Genomic DNA, 24,007 nt, shown 5'->3' with positions numbered 1-24,007 from the left:
TGCGCCGATTGCCTTGTTTATATGGCTATAACCGCCCCTCGGGGCTTGTCAGGCGCGGCAGTTGGGGCTATAGCGCGCCTGTCGAGAAGGCGATCAACGCCACATGCGCGCAGAATCGAGCAGGGTCGGGACCATCCGGCCCTCTTTGTTTTACGCGAATGCGGGCTTTCGTGGGCCGCCCCACATGACCAATCCGTCCCGCCTGCGGGGCATCGCTAAAGACCGGTGGAGACAACCACCCGGCCAGTATAACCGATGAAAAGGAATGAAACGCCACATGGCAAACGCAACTATGGAAGAATTCGAAGCACTCCTGAACGAGTCGCTCGAAATGGATACCCCGGACGAAGGTTCGGTTGTCAAAGGTAAGGTCATCGCGATCGAAGCGGGCCAAGCCATCATCGACGTCGGCTACAAAATGGAAGGCCGCGTTGAACTCAAAGAATTCGCAGAACCCGGCGAAGCTCCCTCTGTCGCAGTTGGCGACGAAGTGGAAGTGTACCTGCGCGCGGCTGAAAACGCCCGCGGCGAAGCGGTTATCTCGCGCGAGATGGCCCGCCGTGAAGAAGCATGGGACCGCCTGGAAAAAGCATACGCAGACGACGCCCGCGTCGAAGGCGCGATCTTTGGCCGCGTCAAGGGTGGCTTCACCGTCGACCTCGGCGGCGCAGTTGCGTTCCTGCCCGGCTCTCAGGTTGACGTGCGCCCCGTGCGCGACGCCGGCCCGCTCATGGGTCTCAAGCAGCCGTTCCAGATCCTCAAGATGGACCGTCGCCGTGGCAACATCGTTGTGTCGCGCCGCGCGATCCTCGAAGAGTCCCGCGCCGAACAGCGCGCCGAGGTCATCGGTAAGCTGCAAGAAGGCGATTCGGTTGACGGTGTGGTCAAGAACATCACCGAGTACGGCGCATTCGTCGACCTCGGCGGCGTTGACGGCCTGCTGCACGTGACCGACATGGCATGGCGCCGTGTGAACCACCCGTCCGAGATCCTGTCGATCGGCGAGACGGTCAAGGTTCAGGTCATCAAGATCAACAAAGACACCCACCGCATCAGCCTCGGCATGAAGCAGCTGCAGGAAGATCCGTGGGATCTGGTTGGCGTCAAGTACCCGCTGGGCTCCGTCCACAAGGGTCGCGTCACCAACATCACCGATTACGGTGCATTTGTTGAGCTCGAGCCCGGTGTCGAAGGTCTGGTTCACGTCTCCGAGATGTCCTGGACCAAGAAGAACGTGCACCCCGGCAAGATCGTTTCGACCTCGCAGGAAGTCGACGTCATGGTTCTGGAAATCGACGGTGCCAAGCGCCGCGTGTCCCTGGGCCTCAAGCAGACCCAGCGCAACCCGTGGGAAGTCTTTGCCGAAACCCACCCCGAGGGCACCGAGGTCGAAGGCGAAGTCAAGAACATCACCGAATTCGGTCTGTTCATTGGCCTCGAAGGCGACATCGACGGCATGGTTCACCTGTCCGACCTGTCCTGGGACGAGCGCGGCGAAGATGCGATCCAGAACTACCGCAAAGGCGACGTGGTTCAGGCCGTTGTGTCCGAAGTCGACATCGAGAAAGAGCGTATCTCGCTCTCGATCAAGGCTCTGGGCGGCGACAAGTTCGCAGATGCGGTTGGCGGCGTGAAGCGCGGCTCGATCGTGACTGTCGAAGTGACCGCAATCGAAGACGGTGGCATCGAAGTGGAATACGAAGGCATGAAGTCCTTCATCCGCCGCTCCGACCTGTCGCGTGACCGTGCCGAGCAGCGCCCCGAGCGCTTCAACACCGGCGACAAGGTCGACGTGCGCGTCACCAACATCGATTCGAAAACCCGCCGTCTGGGTCTGTCGATCAAGGCACGCGAGATCGCAGAAGAGAAAGAAGCCGTCGAACAGTACGGTTCCTCCGACTCGGGCGCATCGCTGGGCGATATCCTCGGCGCAGCGCTGAAGGGCGACAACTAAGGGCACCTGCCTTTAGGATCGAGATTAAGGGGCCCCCGCCGCGTGCGGGGGCCTTTTTCGTTTGCGCGGGTTCGACGATTTCCTATCCTACCCCCGAGTCGATTGGTGGAGGGGTTATGAGGAACGTCATTATTATGTGCGCGCTGCTGCTGGGCAGTGCCGCGCAGGCGCAGGATATCGTTGTGCCGGGCGACGACGATGGCTTGGTCCAGGGGCCGCCGGTGGTGGGCGGCACAGAGCTGATCATGAAGCCCTACACGGTGCGCGACCAAAACCAGCTGCGCGGGCGTTTTGGCGCCGCCTGGACCGCCGACGAGGTCAAGGAAAAGGCCGCGATCACCTGTCAGCAGAACGGAATGCGGCTGATTTATTTCAAACCGGAAGGGGCCGACGCCAAGGGGCGCACGGAATTCGCTGCCGTTTGCCAGTAAACGGGGCGGCATTTGCGCGCGGGGCGCGGCGAATCGCGCGCGGGGTTTCTGCGGCGCGGCGAGGCGGGCATTTGCCAAAGCGCTTGGAAATCGCCCGAATTCGCGACGATTTGACGTGCAAAGCGCTGCAAAATATGGGTTTTCCCCAGCACTTACAGTTTCCGTTTTAGATATCTGTGCGTATAGTCAGGCGAGACCAGATAAAAACCAAGTACCACGGGGGGTGGACAGCATGATCAGATCGGAACTGATCCAGAAGATTGCGGATGAGAACCCGCACCTGTATCAGCGTGACGTGGAGAGGATCGTGAACACGATCTTCGAAGAAATCACCAACGCCATGGCCCGGGGTGATCGGGTCGAGCTGCGGGGCTTTGGGGCCTTTTCGGTCAAGAAGCGGGATGCGCGCGTCGGACGGAACCCTCGGACCGGGGAATCCGTTGAGGTCGAGGAAAAGCATGTTCCCTTCTTCAAGACTGGTAAGCTGCTTCGGGACCGCCTGAACGGAAAATAAGATTGATGCGCTACATTCGCTATGCCTTCCTTGCTGCGCTGGCCATTGTCCTTGTGACAGTGGCTTTGGCCAATCGTCAGGTTGTGACCTTGAACACCTTGCCCGATGGGCTGGCGGGGTTCCCCGGCATGGGGATGTTTGCGTTTTCGGTTGAGCTGCCGCTGTTCCTTGTGATTTTCGCGGGGATTCTGGCGGGGCTGCTGATCGGCTTTGTCTGGGAATGGCTGCGCGAGCATAAGTTCCGCGCCGAGGCCGCGCGCAAGCAGGGCGAAGTCAAGAAGCTGGAGCGTGAGTTGAAGAAAACTCAGGTCGAGCGGGACAAGGACAAGGACGAGGTTCTTGCCATTCTGGATAACGCGAGCTGATCCAGTTGGGGGAGGGGGCGCTGCCCTCTCGCCGGAGGCGAGGCACTTGAGGGTGGAGGGGGCGCTGCCCCCGTCTCCTGCGGAGACTCCCCCGGGATATTTTCAAAGAGAAGAAGACAGGGGCCGGGATGCAGGACGTCAGGGTCAAGATTTGCGGTCTGACGCGGGCTGCGGATGTGGAGGCTGTGGCCGAGGCTGGGGCGTCTTACGCGGGCTTTGTGTTTTTTCCCAAGAGCCCGCGGAATGTGAGCGTGGCGCAGGCGCGGGAGCTGGCGGTTTTGGCGCCGGTTGGGCTGGCCAAGGTTGGGTTGGTGGTGAACCCGACGGATGCGTTGTTGGATGAGATTTTGGCTGAGGTGCCGTTGGACATCATCCAGCTGCATGGGGCCGAAAGCCCGGAGCGGGTGGCTGAGGTGCGGGCGCGCTATGGTTTGCCGGTGATGAAGGCGGTGGGCGTGGCCGAGGAGGCCGATCTGGCGAAGGTCGCGTCTTATCAGGGGGTTGCGGATCAGATCTTGATCGACGCCAAGCCGCCGAAGGAGGCTGATTTGCCCGGCGGGAACGGCTTGGCCTTTGACTGGCGCTTGGTCGCGGGGCGGCGGTTTGGCAAGCCGTGGATGCTGGCCGGGGGCTTGACCCCTGAGAATGTTGGCACGGCGGTGGCGATGACCGGGGTGCGGCAGGTGGACGTGTCGTCCGGGGTTGAAAGCGCGCCGGGGGTCAAAGATGCGGGGACGATCCGCGCCTTTGTCGAGGCGGCGCGCGGGGCGAAGGTGCCGCCCCGCCTGTAAGGTTTACAGCAGCTCGAGCACGCGCTCGGGCGGGCGGCCGATGACGGCTTTGTCCGCCTTGAACAGCACCGGGCGTTCGATCAGTTTCGGCTCTTGCGCCATGGCGGCGAGCAGGGCGTCTTTGGGCGTGTCCTTGGTCAGGCCCATGTCCTTGAAGGCCGCTTCCTTTGTACGCATCATCTGGGTCACCGGCAGGCCGAGGGCGGTTTGGGCCGCTTGCAGTTCCTCAACCGTGGGCGCGTCTTCGAGGTATTTACGCACGGTGACCTGTACGCCGCGCTCTTCAAGCAGGGCGAGGGCGGCGCGCGATTTCGAGCAGCGCGGGTTGTGCCAGAGGATCATAGCCATGCCTCCCGCCCGGTGCCGACGGCGTCGCTGACATTGGCGAACCCGTCGCGGGCCAGCAGGGCGTCGAGGCCGCGGGCGATGTCGGCGGCAAGGGTGAGCCCGCCGTAGACCAGCGCCGAGTAGAGCTGCACGGCAGAGGCCCCGGCGCGGATTTTGGCATACGCTTGGTCGGCCGAGCCGATGCCGCCCACGCCGATCAGCGGCAGTTTGCCGTCCGTCAAGGCAGACAACTGCGCCAGCACGCGGGTGGATTTTTCGAACAAAGGCTGCCCGGACAGGCCGCCCATTTCGCCCTTGTGGGCCGAGTGCAACCCGTCGCGCGAGAGGGTGGTGTTGGTAGCGATCACGCCGGACACGCCCGAGGACAGCGCCACATCGGCCACGTCTTGCAGCCCCTGTTCGTCCAGATCGGGGGCGATTTTCAGGAACACCGGGATGGGGCGATCAAGCGCGGCGTTGGCCTGCATCACGCCTGCCAGCAGCGCCGAGAGGGCGTCTTTGCCTTGCAGGTCGCGCAGTTTCTCGGTGTTGGGCGACGACACGTTGACCGTGGCGAAATCCAGCGAGTCGGCGCAGCGGGTCAGCACCTTGGCAAAGTCGGCGGCGCGGTCGCCGCTGTCCTTGTTTGCGCCAAGGTTCAGGCCAAGGACCATATCGGCGGGGCGGCGCATCAGGCGGCCCGCGATGGCGTCCATCCCGTCGTTGTTAAAGCCAAACCGGTTGATGACGCCCTGGTCTTCGGTCAGGCGAAAGAGGCGCGGTTTGGGGTTGCCGGGCTGGGGGCGGGGCGTGGCGGCGCCGACCTCGACAAAGCCAAAGCCCGCGCGGGACAGGCCCGCCAGCGCCTCGGCGTTCTTGTCAAACCCGGCGGCGAGGCCGACCGGGTTGGGCAGGTTCAGACCCGCCACGGTGCAGCGCAGGCGATCCGAGGTCACGGTGCCGGGGCTTGGCGCGAGGCCCATTTGCAGCGCCTTCAACGCCAGACCGTGGGCCGCCTCTGGGTCCATGCGGTGCAGCAGGGTGAGGCCCGCTTTTTCCATCAGGTTCATGCGAAATTCTCCGGGAAGATGTGGCCATCCTCGCCCAAAGGCAGCGGCTGGCACCACGTCACATGCGCCAGCGTCAGCGGGCCGTAGAAGTGCGGGAACTCGGCCCCGCCGCGCGAGACCTCCCATCTCAGGCGCTCGCCCATGCGGTCAGTGTCAAGCTCGGCCAGCATCAGGCCATCGACACCGGCGAAATGCTTGGCGGCGGTTTCGCGCGCCTGTTCCGAGGTCGAGAAATGGATGTAGCCGTCAGAGACGTCGATGGGCGCGCCTTGGGTTTCGCCTTTGGCACGCAGGTCCGACCACTCGTCGGCGCGGAGGATCTTGTAAATCAGCATGACAGCGGTTTGCCCCGCTGGGCCGCGCCGGTCAACGGCGCTTTTTCGCGCAAGGGCGTCATGGGGCTGTCACGTAACGCTGCGACACCGGGCAACACCCTTTGACTCTTTGGTCCAACCGGGGTCTGCTACACGCATAACAACTCTGACAGAGAGGTTTTCAACCATGTATCGTTTGATGACCAGCGCCGCCGCGCTTGCCATGTTGGCAGGGGCCGCGCAGGCTGACTATTCGCTGACCATTCTGCACACCAACGATTTCCACGCGCGCTTTGAGCCGATCAGCAAGTACGATTCGGGCTGCTCGGCAGAGGACAACACCGAAGGGAAGTGCTTTGGCGGCTCGGCCCGTCTGCAAACCGCCATCACCGAGGCAAAGGCCCGCACCAACAACCACATTCTCGTGGACGGGGGCGACCAGTTCCAGGGCACGCTGTTCTACACCTATTACAAGGGCAAGCTGGCCGCCGAGATGATGAACCAGATGGGCTATGACGCGATGACCGTGGGCAACCACGAATTCGACGACGGCCCCGAGGTGCTGCGCGGCTTTATCGACGCGGTGAACTTTCCGATCCTGATGTCGAACGCCGATTTCTCGGGCGAAGAGCTGCTGGCCGACACGCTGTTGAAATCCACCGTGATCGAGAAGGGCGGCGAAAAGATCGGCCTGATCGGTCTGACGCCGCAGGACACCGACGAGCTCGCCTCGCCCGGTGACAACATCATCTTTACCGATCCGTCCGAAGCGGTTCAGGGCGAAGTCGACAAGCTGACCGCCGAGGGTGTGAACAAGATCATCGTGCTGTCGCACTCGGGCTATGGCGTTGACCAGACCGTGGCGGCGAACACCACCGGCGTGGACGTGATCGTCGGCGGCCACAGCAACACGCTGCTGGGGGACATGGACGGGGCGGCGGGTGCCTATCCGACCGTGGTTAACGGCGTGCAGATCGTGCAGGCCTATGCCTACGGCAAGTTCCTGGGCGAGCTGAACGTGACCTTTGACGACGCGGGCGTCGTGACCGAGGCCACCGGCGCGCCGATCATCATGGACGCCGCCGTGGCCGAGGATGACGCCACCAAGGCGCGCATCGCCGAAGCCGCAGGCCCGCTGGAGGAAATCCGCAACAAGGTTGTCGCCGAAAGCGGCATGGCCATCGAAGGCGACCGCAGCGTTTGCCGCGCGATGGAATGCGGCATGGGCAACCTGATCGCCGACGCCATGCTGGAGCGCGTCAAGGATCAGGGCATCGACATCGCCATCCAGAACTCTGGCGGCATCCGCGCGTCCATCGACGCGGGCGAAGTGACCATGGGCGAAGTGCTGACCGTGCTGCCGTTCCAGAACACGCTGTCGACCTTCCAGGTGTCGGGCGAGACGCTGATCGCGGCGCTGGAAAACGGCGTGAGCCAGATGGAAGAGGGCGCAGGGCGCTTCCCGCAGGTGGCGGGCATGTCCTTTACCGTTGATCCCTCGGCAGAGGCGGGCAGCCGCATCTCTGACGTGATGGTGGGCGGCGCGCCGATCGATCCGGCCAAGATGTACGGCGTTGTGTCCAACAACTACGTGCGCAACGGCGGTGACGGCTACAAGATGTTCCGCGACGCGGAAAACGCCTATGACTTTGGCCCCGATCTGGCGGATGTGACGGCGGAATTCATCGCTGCCAACGCGCCGTACACGCCCTACACCGATGGCCGCATCAAGATCATGGGCGAATAAGCCGCCTTTGATATGAACGACGAAGGGCAGGGGGAAACCTCTGCCCTTTTTGCGTTGAGGGGTGGGTTACTTGGCCAGCGCCACGTTGATCAGCGCCATTTGCGCGCCGCGGTTGCCGCCCGTCAGCCGCGCGATGGTATCCGAGGGACCGGCCCCCGCCACCCCGGCAGCGGCCAGATCGGCGCTGAGCGCGTCCATCGTCTTGCCGGTAAAGGCCGCGAGACGGTCCAACGGCGCGGTCGCCAGCGCTTGGATCGCGCCGCCGGGGCCACCGCTGGCGGCAGGGTCTTCGGCGGGCATCAGCAGCGTCACCGCAAGGGTCACAGCGCCAATCCCCATCACGGCCAGCGCCAGAGGGCGCTTGAAGTAGCAGGTAAAGGCGCGCCAGTTCATGGCGATGTGAAACGCCGCCGCGCCGACCAGCAGCCAGCCCGCCCATTCGTGCACGGGCTTGGTCAGGCCGACCTCGAGGTGAAAGAACATCAGCGTCCCGGTGACCGCCATCAAGAGGAAAGCGCCGGTGATCAGGGGCGTGGCCCATTTGCGTAAAGACAGGGACATGATCGGACTCCGTAAGCTTTTGTTAAGCTTACCACGCGCCACACGGCGAAGTCCGTCGCCGCCTTGTCGCAGCTTCGCTTGGTGCAGAGCGGCTATGCGATGGGGGCGTTACTCTGCCGCCAGACCTTCGGTGAATTGCAGTCGGGCGAGGCGCGCATAGAGGCCCCCCTCGGCCACAAGCGCGTCATGGGTGCCGGTGGCGACGATGCGGCCATGTTCCATCACGATGATGCGGTCGGCCTTTTTCACCGTCGCAAGGCGGTGGGCCACGATGATGGTCGTGCGCCCCTGCGACAGCGTGTCGACGGCGGATTGCACGGCCCGTTCGCTTTCGGCATCCAGCGCACTGGTGGCCTCGTCCAGCAGCAGCACCGGCGAATCGCGCAGGATGGCGCGGGCGATGGCGATGCGCTGTTTCTGACCGCCCGACAGCATCACACCGCGCTCGCCCAGCCAGCTGTCGTAGCCGTCGGGCAGGGCGGTGATGAACTCATGCGCGGCGGCGGCGCGGGCGGCGGCCTCGACCTCTTCGCGGCTGGCATCAGGGCGGCCAAAACGGATGTTGTCCACGGCGCTGGCGGCAAAGATCACCGGGTCTTGCGGGACAAGCGCGATGGACTTGCGGAACTCATGCCGGGCCATCTGGTCCAGCGCCACGCCATCAAGGCGGATCTCGCCCGAGGCGGGGTCATAAAAGCGCTGGATCAGCTGGATGATCGTCGTTTTGCCCGCGCCGGACGGGCCGACCAGCGCCACGGTCTCGCCCGGTGCGATGGTCAGATCGACGCCTTCCAGCGCCGAGACCTCGGGGCGGGTCGGATATGCGAAATGCACGTTGTCAAAGGCGATCTCGCCGCGCACCGGCAGCGGCACGGGCAGCGGCTGGGCGGGGTCTTTGACGCTGTCCTCGGCCTGAAGCAGCTCGATCAGACGCTCGGTCGCCCCGGCGGCGCGTTGCAACTCGCCAAAGACCTCGGACAGGGCGCCCACCGCGCCTGCGACCATCACCGACAGCACCACGAATTGTACGAGCGAGCCTGCTGACATGACCTCGGCCCGGACGTCGCGCGCGCCGATCCACAGCACGCCGACGATGCCGGTAAACACGAGGAAAATCACGAACATGGTCATGGCGGCGCGGGTGCGGACCCGGCGGCGCGCCGCGTCATAGCTTTTCTCGGTGACGTCGGAGAAGGCTTCGCGCGACAGCGCCTCGTGGGTGTAGGCCTGCACCGTCTGCACGGACATCAGCGCCTCGGACGCGTTGCCGGACGACGCAGCGATCCAGTCCTGGTTCTCGCGGCTGAGCACGCGCAAACGGCGGCCCAGGGTCAGGATCGGCACGATCACGATGGGCACGATCAACAGCGCAAGGCCGGTCAGCTTGGGCGAGGTGAACAGCATCAGGATCAAGCCGCCCGAGAACAACAGCACGTTGCGCAAAGCGATGGAAATCGACGAGCCGATGACCGACTGGATCACCGTGGTGTCGGTGGTGATGCGGCTGAGGACTTCGCCGGTCATGATCTTTTCGTAGAACGCAGGCGACAGGCCGATCACCTTGTCAAACACCGCCTTGCGGATGTCGGCCACCACGCGTTCGCCCAGACGGGTCACCAGCGCGTAGCGCGCAGCGGTGCCGACGGCGAGCAGGGCAACAAGGCCCAAGGCCGCGCCAAAGTACTGGTCCAGCAGCAGCACGTCTTCGTTGTTGAAGTTGTCGACCACGCGGCGCACCGCCAAAGGCAGGGTCAGCGACACGCTGGCGGTGGCAATCAACGCAACCATCGCCGCCAGCATCAGCCAGCGGTAGGGCATCAGGAACGGCCAGAGCGCCCCCAAAGACCCCAGCTTGCGCGACTTGGCGCGCTCTTCGTCGGGGGTATTGGTGCTGCGGCGGGCCATATCGTGTCTCTCCTGCTTGCGTCGTGGGGTTTTGCCATGCCAGCCGTGCGGGTCAAGCACCTAAACGCGCTGTTACCCAAGTTTTGCATATGTCTGCCGGGGGATTTTGGAGCGGGCGACGGGAATCGAACCCGTATCTCTTGCTTGGAAGGCAAGGGTCTTACCATTACACAACGCCCGCGCTGCCCTTGACCTATGCCAGCGGCGCGGGCGCGTCAAGCACTTCGGATTCACGGTAAATGCCGCGTTTACCATCCCTTACCCCGCGGTTTCGGAAACAAGGCGTTTCGCCTTAATCCGCAATTCGTGGCGCATTTTCCGCGCCTTTCCGTCAAATTCGCCGCAATTTTGCCTAAGTCTGCGCCTATTCAACCTCTGACACATGCGAGGTGGGGGCTTCGTGATGTTAAGGATTGCTGCCATGCTGCGCAAAATTGGTCTGACCGCTGCTCTTGCTTTTGGCGTTGTTGCCGCGCCGGCTGTTGCCGAGGAACACTATGTCCTGATGATGGGGAACGGCTATTTCCCCGACAAGATCCACCCGGTGGTGGGCGATACCATCAAGTTCGTGAACACCTCGGCGCTGCCCATGTCCGCAACGGCGGTGGATGGCACCTGGACAACGGGCGTGCTGACCCCGCTGAACGGCGTCATCATCGAGGTGACCGACGGGATGCAGCAAGCGTTCGAGAACACCTTTGTCGACGAGGTGACCGGCCAGAAAAACCCCGGTACCGGCATTATCGACTACGTTAATCCGCCCGATCTGCTGACCAACGATCTGACCGGCGAGGTCAACGGGCAATAGCCCCATCGCCGTCAAGGCTCAAAGGGTTCAATCAATTCGTGACCGCTTGCTCGGTTTGAATTTACCGCAGTCCCCACTCGGTAAAACGCCAGTGCCCCTTCGGGTGCTGGCGTCATCAGTTTTGCGGCGCCGTGGCCTTCTTCGCCCAGCCATTTGCCCCAGGTTTCGGGTGACAGGATCACCGGCATCCGGTGGTGGATCTGGCTGATTTGCGTGTTGGCCCCGGTGGTGACGATGGCGCAGGTGCGCTGCGTCTCGCCGCCTTGGGTCCAGTCCTGCCAGACCCCGGCAAAGACCAAGGGCGCGCCGTCCGCGCGGTGGATGTACCATGGCAGGCGGTTGCCTTGCTCGTCCTTGGTCCATTCGTAAAAGCCTGTGCAGGGGATCAGGCAGCGCCGTTCGCGGCAGGCCTCGCGGAAAGCCGGCTTTTCGGCGATGGTTTCGGCGCGGGCGTTGATCAGCAGGGGCCCGCCGTTTGGCGCTTTGTACCAATGCGGGATCAGGCCCCAGCGCATGGGCACCAGCCGCCGCTGGTCGCCGCCTTGGACCACGTGGATTTGCATGGTGGGGCAAACGTTGAAGTTCGGCACCTCGGGCAGGTCATTGGCGGGCTGCGCGCCGAACAGCTGCGCCATGGCGTCGTTCGGCAGGGTGACCGCAAAGCGCCCGCACATGGCCTAGCGCCCCAAGGTCGAGAACAGCAGCATCCCCCAATCGGCGAGCTCGCGTTCGATCTTGGCCCAGCGGGTGCCAAAACTCAGCGGGTCAAGGCCGGTGGCGGTTGCGATCTGGCCTAGGCTGCGGCGGCCGTCGATGGCGGCGATCAAAGGCGCGCAGTCCTTGGGGAGCGTCAGCGTGGTTTTTGTCCCGCTGAGGGTCAGCGGCAGGGGTTTGCCCTTGGCCACCGCCTGCGCCAGCGGGCCCGCCGCGACGCCGCGCAGATGCGGGATCAGCGCGCGGTTCGAGCCTTTGGCGATCTTGCGGTCATCCTCGGACGGGACGGCGTAGACCACGTGCATCTTGATGGTGCCGCGCAGCTTTTCCGCCGTGGCCATGGCCTGCGCGTCGTCCATCCCCTCGGGGCGGGTGGTGATCCGCGACAGGTCATAGAGCGCGGGCGTGGCAAAGCTTTGCAGCCGCCAGCCGGTCTGCGCCATGACCTCCAGCAGGTCCGGCACGTCATAGGCGCGGTCCTGGCCGTGCAGCAGCAGATCGTAGAACCCCGCGTCGCTTTGCTGGTGATCGGTGAGGTTGGTGTTGGCGGCAAAGGGGTGGCCCGCGGGCAGGCTGGCGACGATCTCGCGCGCTTTGGTCAGCCGCTCCTGCGGGGGGAGGCCGTCGAACAGCGCGCCAAAGGCCTCTTGCAGCGGATAGACCCCGGACCGGCCGTAGGGCGCATAGACCATAAACCCCAGTCCCCCACCGGGCGCCAGCGCGGCACGAAGGGCGGCAAAGCCCTCGGCGGGCTCGGGCAGATGATGCAGCACGCCGCAGCAGTCGATATAGTCGAACTGGCCGTAATTGGCGGCGTCCAGCAGAGAGCCGCTGTGAAAGGTGATGGTGTCTAACCCACGCGCCTTGGCCCGCGCCTCGGCCACCGCGCGCGAGGCGGTGGACAGGTCGACATAGGTGATCTCGCACGGCTTGCCCGCGCTTTTCATCACCTGCGCCAGCTGGATCAGCCCGTCGCCGGTGCCGCCCCCTGCCACCAACAGGCGCAGGGGCTGCGACCAGTCGCGGCAGCCGCCCCAGAGGAAATGATCCATCTCCAGCGGATGCGAAGGCGAGCCGGTGATCAGCCGCTTGGCCTCGTCGGCGGGGTCGCGTTCGGGGTAGGGGTAGGCTTCGTATTGTTCGTGAACGGTGACCATGCGCAGACCTTTGATTTTGCCGCGACTTTGCCACGGGCGCGCGGCGAGGTCCACGGGTCTAGCCCTTGCGGGCGATCTCTATCCGGGCCTCCAGCAGGGACATTTCCGTCAGTAGGCGCTTGCGCTCGGTCCGGTCGGCGGTGTCCAGCAGTTCGGCGCGCAGGTCCGCTAGGGTCCGCGAGAGCGTGACAAACTCGGGCACCGCGCCGTTGTCCTTGAGAATTCGGGTCATCACGGCGTTTTCGGGATCATCGCAGGGCGGCAAAGGCTGACCCGCGCCGGGCAGGTTGTCAAAAGCGCCGTCCTTTTCGGCGCGTTCGATGCGTGCGTTGATGAGGTCAATCAAGGGGTGGTCCATGGCGGCAATCTATCGCGCCCGTGCGCATCAGGCAATCATGCCCGGAACGTCACGTCAGAGCCGCTTTGCCGCAGCGTCCGCAGCCCTTGCACCAAGGTCGAATACCCCGCACAGTATGCGAGAGGATTTCGAGGGGAGGAGACGACCAATGACCTTTGCAGGCTTGGCCGATCGTAACGCGCTAGAGGCGCAGATGCCGTGGGCGGACCGGGATGTGCCCGCAACGCTTTGGGGCCAATTGACCAAGACCGCAGGGGCCTTTCCCATGCGCCCCGCCGTCAGCTATCAGTTGACCTCTGGCCCTACCGACAAGGCCGAGACCCTGACCTGGTCCGAACTGCGCGACCGCACGGCGCAGGCGGCGAACCTGTTCCGGTCGCTTGGCGTGGGCGAAAATGACGTGATCGCCTACGTCCTGCCCAACACGAACGAGACGATTGCCACGCTGCTGGGCGGGGCCGTTGCCGGGATCGTCAACCCGGTCAACCCGCTGCTAGAGCCCGAACAGATCGGCGCAATCCTGCGCGAGACGAATGCCAAGGTTGTGGTGACGCTCAAGCCCTTCCCCAAGACCGACATCGCGCAAAAGGTCGCCGAGGCCGTGCGCCACGCGCCCCACTGTCACACGGTGCTCGAGATTGACCTCAACCGCTACCTGACGCCGCCGAAGTCGTGGATCGTGCCCTTCCTGCGCCCCAAGATCGAAGGCAAGCGTCACGCCGATTACCTGTGCTTTAACAAAGAGATGCGCAAGCAGCCCACCGAGTTGCAGTTCGAGGACAGCACCGGTGACCGCGTCGCGGCCTATTTCCACACGGGCGGCACCACCGGGATGCCCAAGGTGGCGCAGCACAAGTATTCGGGGATGATCTACAACGGCTGGCTGGGGGCCACTCTGCTGTTCGATGAGACCGACAATATCATGTGCCCGCTGCCGCTGTTTCATGTGTTTGCCTGCCACGTCATCTTGATGGCGGCGATCTGCTCGGGGGCGCATGTGGTGTTCCCGACGCCAGCGGGCTATCGCGGCGATGGGGTGTTCGACAACTTCTGGAAGCTGTGCGAACGCTGGAAGATCAGCTTTGTGATCACGGTGCCCACGGCGGTTTCGGCGCTGATGCAGCGCAAGGTCGACGCGGATATCTCCACCGTCAAGACGGCGTTCTCGGGGTCCGCGCCCATGCCGATGGAGCTGTTCAAACGCTTTGAAGAGGCCTGCGGCGTGACCATCTGCGAAGGCTACGGCCTGACAGAGGCGACCTGCCTTGTGTCGGTGAACCCGGTGGACGGCGAGAAAAAGGTCGGCTCGATCGGCATTCCCTTCCCCTATACCGACGTCAAGATCATGAAGCTGGCGCATGGCGAAGCGGTGGAATGCGGCGTCGACGAGATCGGCGAGATCTGCGTGTCCAGCCCCGGCGTGTTTGCGGGCAACACCTACACCGAGGCGGAGAAAAACGCCGATCTGTTCCACTTTGGCACGCATCTGCGGACGGGGGATCTGGGCCGCGTGGACGGCGATGGCTACCTGTGGATCACCGGGCGCGCCAAGGATCTGATCATCCGGGGCGGGCACAACATCGACCCCGCCGAGATCGAAGAGGCGCTGCTGGCGCATCCGGCGGTGGCCTTTGCCGGTGCGATCGGCCAACCCGATGCGCATTCGGGCGAGCTGCCTTGCGCCTTTGTGGAGCTGGTGGATGGGGGTCAGGTGACCGAGGCAGAGCTGCTGGAGCACGCCAAGATCCACGTCCACGAACGCGCGGCGCACCCCAAGCATATGACCATCCTGCCGGAATTGCCCAAGACGGCGGTGGGCAAGGTGTTCAAACCCGATCTGCGCAAACACGCGATCACGCGGGTCTATAACGGCGCGCTTGAGAAGGCCGAGAGCGCCGCGCGGGTGGTGTCTGTGGTCGACGACAAGAAGCGAGGGCTGGTGGCGCAGGTCGAGTTGAACGGCGCGGATGCCGAAGCGGTCGGACACATCCTCGGGGCGTTCGTGCGGCCTTGGGACGTCGCCTGACGCGGCCAAATTCCTTTGAAGGAATTTGCAAATCTTTTGAAAAAGATTTGGGCCGCGCGCGGGTTTAGCGGATCACCGGGTCGATGGGGCGCGCCCCAACGCCCAGCCGCTCTTCCAGCACGCGGGCCACTTGCAGCAGGCGGCCTTCACCGCGCGGGCGGCCGATCAGTTGCATCCCCACAGGCAGGCCAGCCGGCGTGAAACCCACCGGCAGCGACAGCGCAGGCAGACCGCAGAGCGTCGCCAGAAAGGCAAAGCGCAGCCAGTCGAGGTAGTCTTTGCATGGCTCGCCAGCGACTTCGGTCGGGTATTCGACCTCGACCGGCAAAGGCGCAATCCCCGTCACCGGGCAGGCCAGCACGTCAAAATCGCTCAGCAGCGCGCGCATCACGTCATAGGCCCGTCCGCGGGCAATCTGTGCGTCGCCGATCTGGTCCACGGTCAACTCGCGGCCCTCTTCGATGTTCTGGCGCAGGGTCGGTTTGTACTGGCTGCGGATGCGCTCGGGCGTGTGGCGGTACATGGTCCACATATCCATGGCGCGGTGCACGCGAAAGGCCGCCTCGATATCGGGCAGTTTGGGCTGGACCTCGTCGACGCTCACGGCGCCGCCCTGGACCCGCGCCAGAGCCGCTTCCAGCACCTGCGCCATCTCACCCGTCACCGGGGCCAGCCCGTTCAGGTCCGGGGAATAGGCGATGCGCACCCGTCCGGGGTCGCGCAAAGTCTGCGCCAGATAGCTGTCCGCAGGCGCGGGGGTGGACACCGGCCAGATCGGGTCGAACCCTGCCATCGCGTCCAGGAACAGCGCGCAGTCGGCCACGTCGCGCGCCATTGGCCCGTCCACCGGCATGGTGCCCATGTTCAAGACCGGGTGCCCACCGCCCGCCACCCCCGGTGAGGGGCGCAAGCCGACGATGCCGCAAAAGCTGGCCGGGGTGCGTAGGGAGCCGCCCAAGTCCGAGCCTTGGCTCAGCCAGACCTCGCCCGCTGCCAAGCCTGCTGCCGCGCCGCCCGAAGAGCCGCCCGCGTTCAGGCGCGTGTCCCACGGGTTGCGGGTCGCGCCAAAGATCGGGTTGAAGGTGTTCGCCCCTGCGCCCATTTCCGGCGTGTTGGTCTTGCCCATGACGACCGCGCCGCGCGCCTCTAATCGCAAGACCAAAGGATCGGAGGCCGTCGGGATGTGTTCGGACAGACCGGGTGTGCCAAAGGTGCTGCGCACCCCTGCAACCGGGGTCAAGTCCTTGATGCCGATGGGCAATCCAGCCAAGAGGCTCTGCGCATCCGCCTCTCGCGCCGATGTCATAGCGCGCTCGGGGCAAATGGTGACCATGGCGTTGATCGCGCCAGAGGTCTGTTCGATCCGGGTCAGACTGGCCTCTACCAGGTCGCTCGACGTCACCTCGCCCTTTTGCAGCAGGCGCACAGCCTCGCGGGCGGACAATCCGCACAGGTCTGGGCCGGAAAAGCCCTTAGCACGCACCGTCGGGGCCAGCGCAGAACATCTCGTACAGCAGGCCGATCACCCGGCTCGTGTTCTCGTTGGCCAGCGAGTAGTAAATCGTCTTGCCTTCGCGGCGGGTCACGACCAAGCCTTCTTCGCGCAGGCGGGCCAGCATCTGGCTGACGGCGGCCTGACGAATGTTCAGCAGTGCCTCAAGCTCGCCCACCGACTTTTCCCCGCCGCCAAGGTGGCACAGGATCATCAGACGGCCTTCATGCGCGAGCGTCTTGAGGAACGCCGCAGCGTTCTGCGCGTTGGTGGCCATTTCATCAGGCGGGGCGGGGGGCTGCTGCGTCGTCGTGTCCATGACATACCATCTAGCGAAATTTCGGCTGTTTGACAGGTTATATAGCGGTGCCGCTAGGGAAATGCGAGCTTAACTCTGCAAAACCGGCGCACCCCCGGCAAAGACGTTGCCATTTTGATAATCGCAGGGGGCGTCCTGCATTTGCAGGTGCAGCCCTTCACCGGTGTAGGGATGCGCGCGGGCGAGCGCCTCATCGACCTCGATCCCCAGACCGGGGGCGCTGGGCGCGGGGACAAAGCCGTTTTCCACGCGGATGCTGCCCTTGATCAGCGCGTCGTGGTAGGGCGTTTCGATGGTTTCGGCCATGAGCAGGTTGGGGATCGTCACTGCCAGCTGGATATTGGCGGCCCATTCGATGGGACCGGCGTACAGGTGCGGTGCGATCTGCGCGCCAAAGCTTTCGGCCAAGGCGGCGATCTTGCGGGCCTCCCACAGGCCGCCCGCGCGCCCCAAGGCCGGTTGCAGGATCGACGCGCCGCCAGTGCGCAAGAGCGTGGCAAACTCGGCGCGGGTGGTCAGGCGCTCGCCGGTGGCGATGGGGATCGGACAGGCCGCGGCCACCTGCGCAAAATCCAGCGGGTTGTCGGGCGGGATCGGCTCTTCGAACCACAGGGGGTTGTAGGGCGCAATGGCCTGCGCCAGCCGGATTGCGCCGCCGGGGGTGAACTGGCCATGCGTGCCAAAGAGCAGGTCGGCGCGGGGGCCGACAGCCTCGCGGATGGCTTGGCAAAAGGCAGCGGACAGGGTGATGTCGGACATGGCGGGTTGATGCCCGCCTCGCATGGTATAAGGGCCGGCGGGATCGAATTTCACCGCCGTATAGCCTTGGCCCACGCAATCCAGCGCCGCTTCGGCGGCCATCTCGGGCGACACCCAAAAGTCGGGCAAGGGGTGCTGCGGCATCGGGTAAAGGTAGGTATAGGCGCGCACGCGCTCGTTCATCATCCCGCCCAGCAAGGCCCAGACCGGGCGGTCCCGCGCCTTGCCCAAGATGTCCCAACAGGCGATTTCGAGGCCGGAAAACGCCCCCATCACCGTCAAGTCCGGGCGCTGGGTGAACCCCGAGGAATAGGTCCGGCGAAAGAGGCGTTCGATGTTCTCGGGGCTCTCGCCCTCAAAGTAGCGGGCAAAGACGTCGCGGATCACGGCCTGCATCGCGTCCGGCCCGATGGTCGAGGCGTAACATTCGCCCCAACCGGTGATCCCGCAGGCGGTGGTGAGTTTGACCAGGATCCAATAGCGCCCGCCCCAGCCCGGAGCCGGGGGCGCGGTGACGATGATGTCGAGGTCTTGCAGTTTCATGGCGCGCCCGGCTTAGCTGTCGAACAGGATGACGTTGCGCTTGGCCCCGCCGGTCTTGGTATCGGCAATGGCTTCGTTGATCTGGTCGAGGCGCCAGCGGCCGGAGACCAGCTCATCCAGCTTGAGACGGCCTTGGCGATACAGGTCGGCCATCCACGGAATGTCGCGCTGGATCACCACGTCGCCCATCTTTGAGCCGATCATGGCCTGGCCCATGAAGGCGGGGACAACCGGTTCGTATTGCGCCATGGCACCGCTGTGAGGCATCCCGACCATGACCATGCGCCCGCCCCAGCCCATGTAGCGAAGGGATTGCTCGTAGGCGGGGATCGCTCCGACCGTCACCGCCACCAGATCGGCCCCGCGCCCGAGGGTCTTGAACGTCTCGGCCCAAGGCGCTTTGCCGGTGGCAAGGATGCCGTCCGTCGCGCCAAACGCCTTGGCGATTTGCAGCTTTTCCTCGGTCATGTCCACGGCGACCACCCGGCGCGCCCCGGCGATCCGCGCGCCTTGGATCGCGTTGAGACCTACGCCGCCCGCGCCGATGACCACCACGTCCTCGCCCGGGCGCAGCTTGCCCGCGTTGATGACCGCGCCGATGCCGGTGATGACGCCGCAGGCGAGCAGGCAGATGCTTTCGGGCGGCATGTCGTCCGGCATGGCGACGATCTGGGTCTGGTCGACCACGACCTTTTCGGCAAACGCGGCGCAGTTCATGGATTTGATAACCGGGGTGCCGTCTTCGCGGGTCAGGGGAGATGCCCCGCCCGCCTGATTTTCGCAGATCGTCGGCTTGCCGGTGCAGCAGTTGCCGCAGGTGCCGCAGGCCTTGATGAGGGTGACGACCACGCGCTGGCCCTGTTGGAACCCAGTGACCGAGGGGCCAAGCTTGGTGATGCGGCCCGCGGCTTCGTGGCCGTAAACGGCGGGCAGATCGCCGCCCCACGCGCCTTCGGCGTAAGAGATGTCGGAATGGCAGATCGCGACCGCTTCGAGCGTGACTTCGACCTCGCCGCCGATGGGATCGCGCAAATTGAGGGGCTCGATGGTCAGCGGTGCGTTAAAGGCGGTGCAGACCGCGGCGCGGATTTTCGTCATAAGCCTCTCCCTCTTTGGGGAAAGCCTGCGACAGGGGGCGGCGTTGGCGCAAGCGTTAATGCGCTATGACGTGGCGGCGCGGTCGGGGCGCGTCAGGAACAGCGCCAGCGCGATCAGCGTCAGCCCCAGCGCCAGCACAAAAGGCGCGCCGGCAAAGGGCGCGGCGCGCTCGGGGGCGGTGAACCACGCGAAAGTGGTGGTCATCAGCAGCGGTGCGACGATCATGGCGACGGCGGCGGTGGCCGAGAGCACGCCTTGGAGTTCGCCTTGGCGCTTCGCCCCGATGCGCTGGCTGAGCATGGCCGAAACGGCCGGGCCAAAGGTGCCGCCCAAGGCCGCCAGCGGGATCAAGGCCAGCGCAATGGCTCCGGTGGGGACAAAGGCCGTGGCGGTGAAGGCGATGGCCAGAAAGATCAGGCCGAACAGCGCGGTGCCTGCTTCTCCCATGCGGCGGATCAACAGGCGGATCAGGCCCGCCTGCACCACCGCCATGGACACGCCGAAAACGCCCAGCGACACCCCGATCAGGCCGGGGGTCCAGCCGAACCGCGCGGTGCCAAAGTAGGCCCAGACCAGCGGGTAGACCGCGAAGGACAGGTGGTAGAGAAAGATGGTCAGCAGGCTTTGCGTCAGGCCGGGCAGCTTGGACAGAGCGTAGAAGGCCCCGAACGGATTGGCGCGCGAAAGGCTGAAAGCGCGCGTCTTTTCGGTGACCGTTTCGGGGAACACCAGCAGGCCCAGCAACCAGTTCAGCGCGCACAGGCCCGCAGCGGCCCAGAACGGCGCGCGGGTGCCAAGCTCGGCCAGAAGGCCACCGAACAGAGGCCCGATCACGAACCCAAGGCCAAAGGCCGCGCCGATCAGCCCGAACCCATGCGCGCGCTGGTCGGGCGGGTGCAGGTCCGCCATGGCCGCCGAGGCAGTGGATTGCGTCGCCGTGGCCGCGCCCCCCAAAGCCCTTGCGATCACCAGCAAGGCCAGCGTTCCCGCCAAGCCCATCACCATGTAGTCCACGACCACCACCGCCAGCGTGATCAGCAGCACCGGGCGGCGTCCGTAGATGTCGCTGAGATGGCCCAGAAAGGGCGCGCAGAGGAACTGCATCACCGCAAAGATGGTCGCCAGAACGCCGCCCCAAAGCGCCGCGGTGGACAGCCCCCCGCCCGAGACCTCTTGGATCAGGTCGGGCATGACGGGGATGATCAACCCGATGCCCATGGCGTCGATGGCCACGGTCATCATCAGGAAGATCACCGGCAAGCGCATGTCAGATCACGGCACGCACGGCGGCGGCAAAGGTGCGCGCCTCGGACGGGGCGGCCCCCATGCTGCGGGCGGTGTCAAAGAAATCGCCGGGCAGGTCCGGGTGCGCCGCGCGGGCGATGTCCGCCAAGGGGGTGCCGGTGTCGCGGGCCTGCGCGCAGAGCGTCTTGACCGAAGCCTGCGCGTCGGGGCGCGGAATGGTCTTGGCGAGCTCAAAGGTCAGCGCCTCGGCCATGAGCAGCCCGCCGGTGCTGTCCAGCGTCGTCTGCATGGCGGCGGGGTTGGGGCGCAGGCTGGTGGCGAGGGTCTCGGCGTGGGTCAGGGCGGCGGCAGAGGACAGGACCAGTTGCGGCAGGGTCAGCCACTCGGTGAACCACGCCGCGCCGTCGCGCTGCTGGCGGTGCAGGGCCGCGCCTTGGAGCGTGGCGAACAGCCCTTGGACGTGGTGGCCAAGCGCGACCAAGGCCGACGGCCCCACCGGGTTTTGCTTTTGCGGCATGGTCGAGGACGCGCCTGTGCCGCCAAGGATGACTTCGCCGATGCCCGACTGGGTGGCGAGGATCAGGTCTTCGCCCATTTTGCCGGTCGCCAGCGTCATCTGCACCAGCCAGCCAAGGATCGCCAAGACCGGCGCGCGGTCGGTGTGCCAGCTGCGGCCGGGATCGCTCAGCGCCAGTTTTTCGGCCAAGCCAGCGCGGATCGCCGCCGGATCGGGCCCAAGCGCGGACCCGGTGCCCGCAGCGCCGGACAGCGACACCCAGAGGTTTTCGCGCACGCTGGCTGCGTCGTTCAGCGCCCGCAGCAGGGGATGACCCCATTGCGCGACCTGCGCGCCAAAGCTGGACGGGGTCGCGTGCTGGCCATAGGTGCGCGCGGCCATGGGCGTGTCGGCGTGCTCTTCGGCGAGCGATGCCAGACCGCCGAGGATCGCCTTAAGCCGGGTTTCCTGCTGGGCGATGACCTGACGCAGGCGCAGCATCAGCGCGGTGTCCTGAATGTCCTGGCTGGTGGCGCCCCAATGCAGGTATTGCGCGTGCTCGGGCGCCTGCATTTCCTTGCGAAAGGCGGCGACCAGCGCGGGCGTGCTGACGCCGTTCTGCCCCGTCGCCTCGGCCAGCCCGCTGGGGTCGATCTGGATTTCCAACCCGGCGCGGTGGATCGCCTTGGCGGCGGTCTCGGGGATCACGCCATGGGCGGCCTGCACCTGCGCCAGCGCGCCTTCGATCATCATCATCGCGCGGATTTCGGCGGTGTCCGAGAACAGCCGCGCGGTGTCGCCGGTGGCGAAAAGCTGGGTCAGATGGGCGGAATCAAAGGGCGTTGCGGGCATTAGGTTTTGCTTATCCTGTCGATGATCTGCGCCAGCTCCTGCGGCGCAGAGAAAAAGGGGGAGTGCGAGGTTTGCAGCTCGTAGACGTGATCGGGGTCGAACCGTTCAGCCATGGTGCGCTGGAAGTTTGGCGGGATGGCCCCGTCCTGCGCGCAGACGATGTAGCCGCGCGGCAGGTCTTGGGACGCGGCGGTCAGCGCGACGGTGGTTTCCGAAGGCGCAACGGCCTGCGGGCAGACATTGGCAAGGGCAAAGGCCACCTGTTCGGGCGTGCAATCGTGGTAGAACAGATCGGGCGCCATGTCCGGGTCAAAGGTAAAGACCGGCCCGTCGCGGCGAATGGCGGGCAGTAGCGGCTGGCTAGGCGCTTGGTGGCGCATCTGCGACAGGGTCAGGTCGGGCCAAGGCGTATAGGCGCACAGGTAGGCGAGGTGGGTGATGTTGCTGTTGTCGATCTCGGCGGCGCGGGTGATCGGGTAGCCCCCCATCGAGTGGCCCACCAGCACCGTTGGGGCGTCCAGCGCATCAAGGATCGCTTGGGCGTAGAGGTCGAGCGTCACGTCCTCTACCGGGGTTTGGTCCTGCCCGTGCGAGGGCAAGTCGATGGCGCGCACCTCATGCCCCAGCGCGGCCAGCGCCGGGATCGTGTCGCGCCAGCACCACGCGCCGTGGGCGGCCCCATGCACCAGAAGGATGCGCGCCATGGGCGTCAGGCCCCGTGGCCTTGAGATTTCAGGAACTCCGTCAGGGTCGCGGCGTATTCCTTGGGCTGTTCGACGCACGGCAGGTGACCGGCGTTCCGGATCAGCTTGGTCTGCGCGCCGGGGATCAAGCCGGCTGTTTCGAACACCAGATCGGGCGGGGTCGAGCCGTCTTCGGACCCGGCGATGGCCAGCGCGGGCAGGCGCAAACCGCTGGTCGAACTGATAAAATCGGTGCCAGAGATCGCCGCCGCGCAGCCTGTCCAGCCCTGCGGCGGGGTGCACAGGAACATGTTGCGCCAGGCGTGGAATTCGTCCGTCGCGTGGAACGGCTTGGAGAACCAGCGGTCCATGGTGGGGTCGACGATGCTGCCCAGACCGCCCGCGTTCACGGCGGCGATGCGGTCGTTCCACATGTCGCGGGTGCCGATCTTGGCGGCGGTGTTGGACAGGACAACGGCGCGCACGAGGTCCAGCCGCTTGGCCGCGAGGCCTTGGGCGATCATGCCGCCGATGGACAGGCCGACAAAGATCGCGTCCTTCATCCCGACGTGGTCCATCAGCTTTTCGGTGTCAGAGATCAGCGCGCCCATGGAGTAGGGGGCGGCAGGCGCATCGGACAGGCCGTGGCCACGCTTGTCAAAGCGCAGGATGCGCAAGCCTTCGGGCAGCAGCGGCAGGATCTTGTCCCAGAGGCGGAAATCGGTGCCAAGCGAGTTGGCGAAAACGACGGGGGTGCCGTCCTTTGGGCCGGTCAGGGCATAGTGCAGGCGAATGTCGCCGATCTGGGCCGTTTGCATGTGGGCTCTCCTCCGTTTGGTCAACGGTGTAGCCCGAGAGCGCGGCGCAGGAAAGAGGGGGACGGAAGTCGGCGCTTGTTCCGTTGGAACGTCGCCCCGCCCACCGTCCCGCAGGATCGCTTAGGCGATCGCGACCAGTTCAAAGTCAAACGTCAGGTCTTTGCCCGCCAGCGGGTGGTTGGCGTCCAGCGTGACTTCTTCGTCGGTGACCTTGACGATGGTCACGGGCATGACCTGACCCGTGGGGGTCTGCACCTGCAACTGCGTGCCCAGATCCAGCGGGATTTCCGCCGGGATTTCAGCGCGCGGCACGGCCTGCATCGCTTCGGGGTGGGGCTGGCCATAGGCCTCATCAGCCGGGATCTCGACCTTTTTCTTGTCGCCCACGGTCATGCCGGGGATCGCCTTGTCGAGGCCGGGGATGATCTGGCCAGAGCCAACGGTGAATTCCAGCGGGTCGCGGCCTGCCGAGCTGTCAAAGGTGGTGCCGTCAGCCAGCGTGCCAGTGTAGTGAATGCGAACGGTGTCGCCGGATTTAACCTGCGTCATGGGGGTATCCTGAATATCGGGGGGTGATTGAATGAGGCCGGGCGCGTCCCGGGTGCTCTTGCTCGCCAAAGAACCTAAGGGTTCACGCGCGGATTTGCAAACGCTGGGCAA

Annotated in this window: 25 protein-coding genes and 1 tRNA gene; 8 read left to right on the top strand and 18 right to left on the bottom strand. The window is 65.1% G+C overall.

The genetic code is table 11. From position 1 onward, the window contains the following. The first annotated feature begins 277 nt into the window (after positions 1 to 277). From rpsA to B9A11_RS02955, 5 genes are all read left to right on the top strand, one after another. On the top strand, positions 278 to 1,954 hold the full coding sequence (rpsA, locus tag B9A11_RS02975; RefSeq protein ID WP_058245848.1) for a 30S ribosomal protein S1: 1,677 nt from the start codon (positions 278 to 280) through the stop codon (positions 1,952 to 1,954). A 116-nt stretch (positions 1,955 to 2,070) separates the two neighbouring features. Next, the gene (locus B9A11_RS02970) at positions 2,071 to 2,385 is read left to right on the top strand and encodes a hypothetical protein (RefSeq protein ID WP_143595779.1); all 315 of its coding nucleotides are present in this window, start codon (positions 2,071 to 2,073) and stop codon (positions 2,383 to 2,385) included. Between the two features lie 232 nt (positions 2,386 to 2,617). Beyond that, positions 2,618 to 2,899, top strand: a complete 282-nt coding sequence (gene ihfB, locus B9A11_RS02965) for an integration host factor subunit beta (RefSeq protein WP_058245850.1) — start codon at positions 2,618 to 2,620, stop codon at positions 2,897 to 2,899. A 5-nt stretch (positions 2,900 to 2,904) separates the two neighbouring features. Then, on the top strand, positions 2,905 to 3,264 hold the full coding sequence (locus tag B9A11_RS02960) for a lipopolysaccharide assembly protein LapA domain-containing protein (RefSeq protein WP_058246401.1): 360 nt from the start codon (positions 2,905 to 2,907) through the stop codon (positions 3,262 to 3,264). A gap of 128 nt (positions 3,265 to 3,392) precedes the next feature. After that, positions 3,393 to 4,055: a phosphoribosylanthranilate isomerase gene (locus B9A11_RS02955; protein ID WP_058245851.1), complete on the top strand. Its 663-nt coding sequence runs from the start codon at positions 3,393 to 3,395 to the stop codon at positions 4,053 to 4,055. Between the two features lie 3 nt (positions 4,056 to 4,058). Here the strand turns inward: B9A11_RS02955 and arsC are convergent, their stop codons facing one another. From arsC to B9A11_RS02940, 3 genes are read right to left on the bottom strand one after another with little or no spacing between them, the layout of a single operon-like run. Further along, positions 4,059 to 4,397, bottom strand: a complete 339-nt coding sequence (gene arsC, locus B9A11_RS02950; RefSeq protein ID WP_058245852.1) for an arsenate reductase (glutaredoxin) — start codon at positions 4,395 to 4,397, stop codon at positions 4,059 to 4,061. Further along, entirely contained in the window at positions 4,394 to 5,452 is a 1,059-nt protein-coding gene (locus B9A11_RS02945; RefSeq protein ID WP_058245853.1) for a quinone-dependent dihydroorotate dehydrogenase, read from the bottom strand. Before B9A11_RS02945 ends, arsC begins: the two co-directional genes overlap by 4 nt. Next, complete coding sequence (locus B9A11_RS02940) at positions 5,449 to 5,787, bottom strand: DUF952 domain-containing protein (protein WP_058245854.1); 339 nt, start codon at positions 5,785 to 5,787, stop codon at positions 5,449 to 5,451. The genes B9A11_RS02945 and B9A11_RS02940 overlap by 4 nt, the downstream gene beginning before the upstream one ends. A 166-nt stretch (positions 5,788 to 5,953) precedes the next feature. Between B9A11_RS02940 and B9A11_RS02935 the strand changes: the two genes are divergently transcribed. Beyond that, positions 5,954 to 7,513, top strand: coding sequence for a bifunctional metallophosphatase/5'-nucleotidase (locus B9A11_RS02935; protein ID WP_058245855.1), 1,560 nt, complete (start codon positions 5,954 to 5,956; stop codon positions 7,511 to 7,513). Between the two features lie 66 nt (positions 7,514 to 7,579). On the opposite strand, the gene B9A11_RS02930 is transcribed toward B9A11_RS02935, so the two are convergent. From B9A11_RS02930 to B9A11_RS02920, 3 genes are all read right to left on the bottom strand, one after another. Beyond that, positions 7,580 to 8,074, bottom strand: a complete 495-nt coding sequence (locus B9A11_RS02930; RefSeq protein WP_058245856.1) for a DUF4405 domain-containing protein — start codon at positions 8,072 to 8,074, stop codon at positions 7,580 to 7,582. A gap of 108 nt (positions 8,075 to 8,182) precedes the next feature. Beyond that, positions 8,183 to 9,979, bottom strand: a complete 1,797-nt coding sequence (locus B9A11_RS02925) for an ABC transporter transmembrane domain-containing protein (RefSeq protein ID WP_058245857.1) — start codon at positions 9,977 to 9,979, stop codon at positions 8,183 to 8,185. Between the two features lie 107 nt (positions 9,980 to 10,086). Then, positions 10,087 to 10,160: transfer RNA gene (locus B9A11_RS02920), tRNA-Gly, on the bottom strand. 240 nt (positions 10,161 to 10,400) lie between these two features. Here B9A11_RS02920 and B9A11_RS02915 point away from each other — a divergent pair. Further along, positions 10,401 to 10,787: a cupredoxin domain-containing protein gene (locus B9A11_RS02915; protein ID WP_058245858.1), complete on the top strand. Its 387-nt coding sequence runs from the start codon at positions 10,401 to 10,403 to the stop codon at positions 10,785 to 10,787. 11 nt (positions 10,788 to 10,798) lie between these two features. On the opposite strand, the gene B9A11_RS02910 is transcribed toward B9A11_RS02915, so the two are convergent. Genes B9A11_RS02910 through B9A11_RS02900 form a run of 3 tightly spaced genes read right to left on the bottom strand, consistent with a single transcriptional unit; the run spans position 10,799 to position 13,016 of the window. Next, positions 10,799 to 11,461 (bottom strand): SOS response-associated peptidase, encoded by a 663-nt coding sequence (locus B9A11_RS02910; RefSeq protein ID WP_058245859.1) that lies wholly within the window; start codon positions 11,459 to 11,461, stop codon positions 10,799 to 10,801. 3 nt (positions 11,462 to 11,464) lie between these two features. Further along, positions 11,465 to 12,658: a class I SAM-dependent methyltransferase gene (locus tag B9A11_RS02905; RefSeq protein WP_058246402.1), complete on the bottom strand. Its 1,194-nt coding sequence runs from the start codon at positions 12,656 to 12,658 to the stop codon at positions 11,465 to 11,467. Between the two features lie 58 nt (positions 12,659 to 12,716). Further along, entirely contained in the window at positions 12,717 to 13,016 is a 300-nt protein-coding gene (locus B9A11_RS02900; protein ID WP_058245860.1) for a DnaJ family domain-containing protein, read from the bottom strand. 148 nt (positions 13,017 to 13,164) lie between these two features. On the opposite strand from B9A11_RS02900, the gene B9A11_RS02895 reads away from it, so the two are divergent. Beyond that, the gene (locus tag B9A11_RS02895; RefSeq protein WP_058245861.1) at positions 13,165 to 15,042 is read left to right on the top strand and encodes an acyl-CoA synthetase; all 1,878 of its coding nucleotides are present in this window, start codon (positions 13,165 to 13,167) and stop codon (positions 15,040 to 15,042) included. 64 nt (positions 15,043 to 15,106) lie between these two features. On the opposite strand, the gene B9A11_RS02890 is transcribed toward B9A11_RS02895, so the two are convergent. The 9 genes from B9A11_RS02890 to B9A11_RS02850 form a co-directional block, all read right to left on the bottom strand. Then, on the bottom strand, positions 15,107 to 16,486 hold the full coding sequence (locus B9A11_RS02890; RefSeq protein ID WP_234988713.1) for an amidase: 1,380 nt from the start codon (positions 16,484 to 16,486) through the stop codon (positions 15,107 to 15,109). 28 nt (positions 16,487 to 16,514) lie between these two features. Then, entirely contained in the window at positions 16,515 to 16,853 is a 339-nt protein-coding gene (locus tag B9A11_RS02885; protein ID WP_370736515.1) for an ArsR/SmtB family transcription factor, read from the bottom strand. 69 nt (positions 16,854 to 16,922) lie between these two features. Then, positions 16,923 to 18,155 carry a mandelate racemase/muconate lactonizing enzyme family protein gene (locus B9A11_RS02880; RefSeq protein WP_058245863.1) on the bottom strand — a complete coding sequence of 411 codons (1,233 nt, stop codon included), beginning with the start codon at positions 18,153 to 18,155 and terminating at the stop codon, positions 16,923 to 16,925. A 12-nt stretch (positions 18,156 to 18,167) separates the two neighbouring features. Then, on the bottom strand, positions 18,168 to 19,253 hold the full coding sequence (locus tag B9A11_RS02875; RefSeq protein ID WP_058245864.1) for a zinc-binding dehydrogenase: 1,086 nt from the start codon (positions 19,251 to 19,253) through the stop codon (positions 18,168 to 18,170). 63 nt (positions 19,254 to 19,316) lie between these two features. Beyond that, positions 19,317 to 20,519: an MFS transporter gene (locus B9A11_RS02870; RefSeq protein WP_058245865.1), complete on the bottom strand. Its 1,203-nt coding sequence runs from the start codon at positions 20,517 to 20,519 to the stop codon at positions 19,317 to 19,319. Between the two features lies 1 nt (position 20,520). Next, positions 20,521 to 21,846, bottom strand: coding sequence for a lyase family protein (locus B9A11_RS02865; protein WP_058245866.1), 1,326 nt, complete (start codon positions 21,844 to 21,846; stop codon positions 20,521 to 20,523). After that, entirely contained in the window at positions 21,846 to 22,550 is a 705-nt protein-coding gene (locus B9A11_RS02860; RefSeq protein WP_058245867.1) for an alpha/beta fold hydrolase, read from the bottom strand. The genes B9A11_RS02865 and B9A11_RS02860 overlap by 1 nt, the downstream gene beginning before the upstream one ends. Before the next feature lie 5 nt (positions 22,551 to 22,555). Continuing rightward, positions 22,556 to 23,347: a 3-oxoadipate enol-lactonase gene (gene pcaD, locus B9A11_RS02855; RefSeq protein WP_058245868.1), complete on the bottom strand. Its 792-nt coding sequence runs from the start codon at positions 23,345 to 23,347 to the stop codon at positions 22,556 to 22,558. A gap of 120 nt (positions 23,348 to 23,467) precedes the next feature. Then, positions 23,468 to 23,896, bottom strand: a complete 429-nt coding sequence (locus B9A11_RS02850) for an FKBP-type peptidyl-prolyl cis-trans isomerase (protein ID WP_058245869.1) — start codon at positions 23,894 to 23,896, stop codon at positions 23,468 to 23,470. Between the last annotated feature and the right edge of the window lie 111 nt (positions 23,897 to 24,007).

This window comes from Tropicibacter naphthalenivorans (assembly GCF_900176475.1).
Classification (GTDB): domain Bacteria; phylum Pseudomonadota; class Alphaproteobacteria; order Rhodobacterales; family Rhodobacteraceae; genus Tropicibacter; species Tropicibacter naphthalenivorans.
This window is presented reverse-complemented; position numbering and strand designations above follow the sequence as displayed.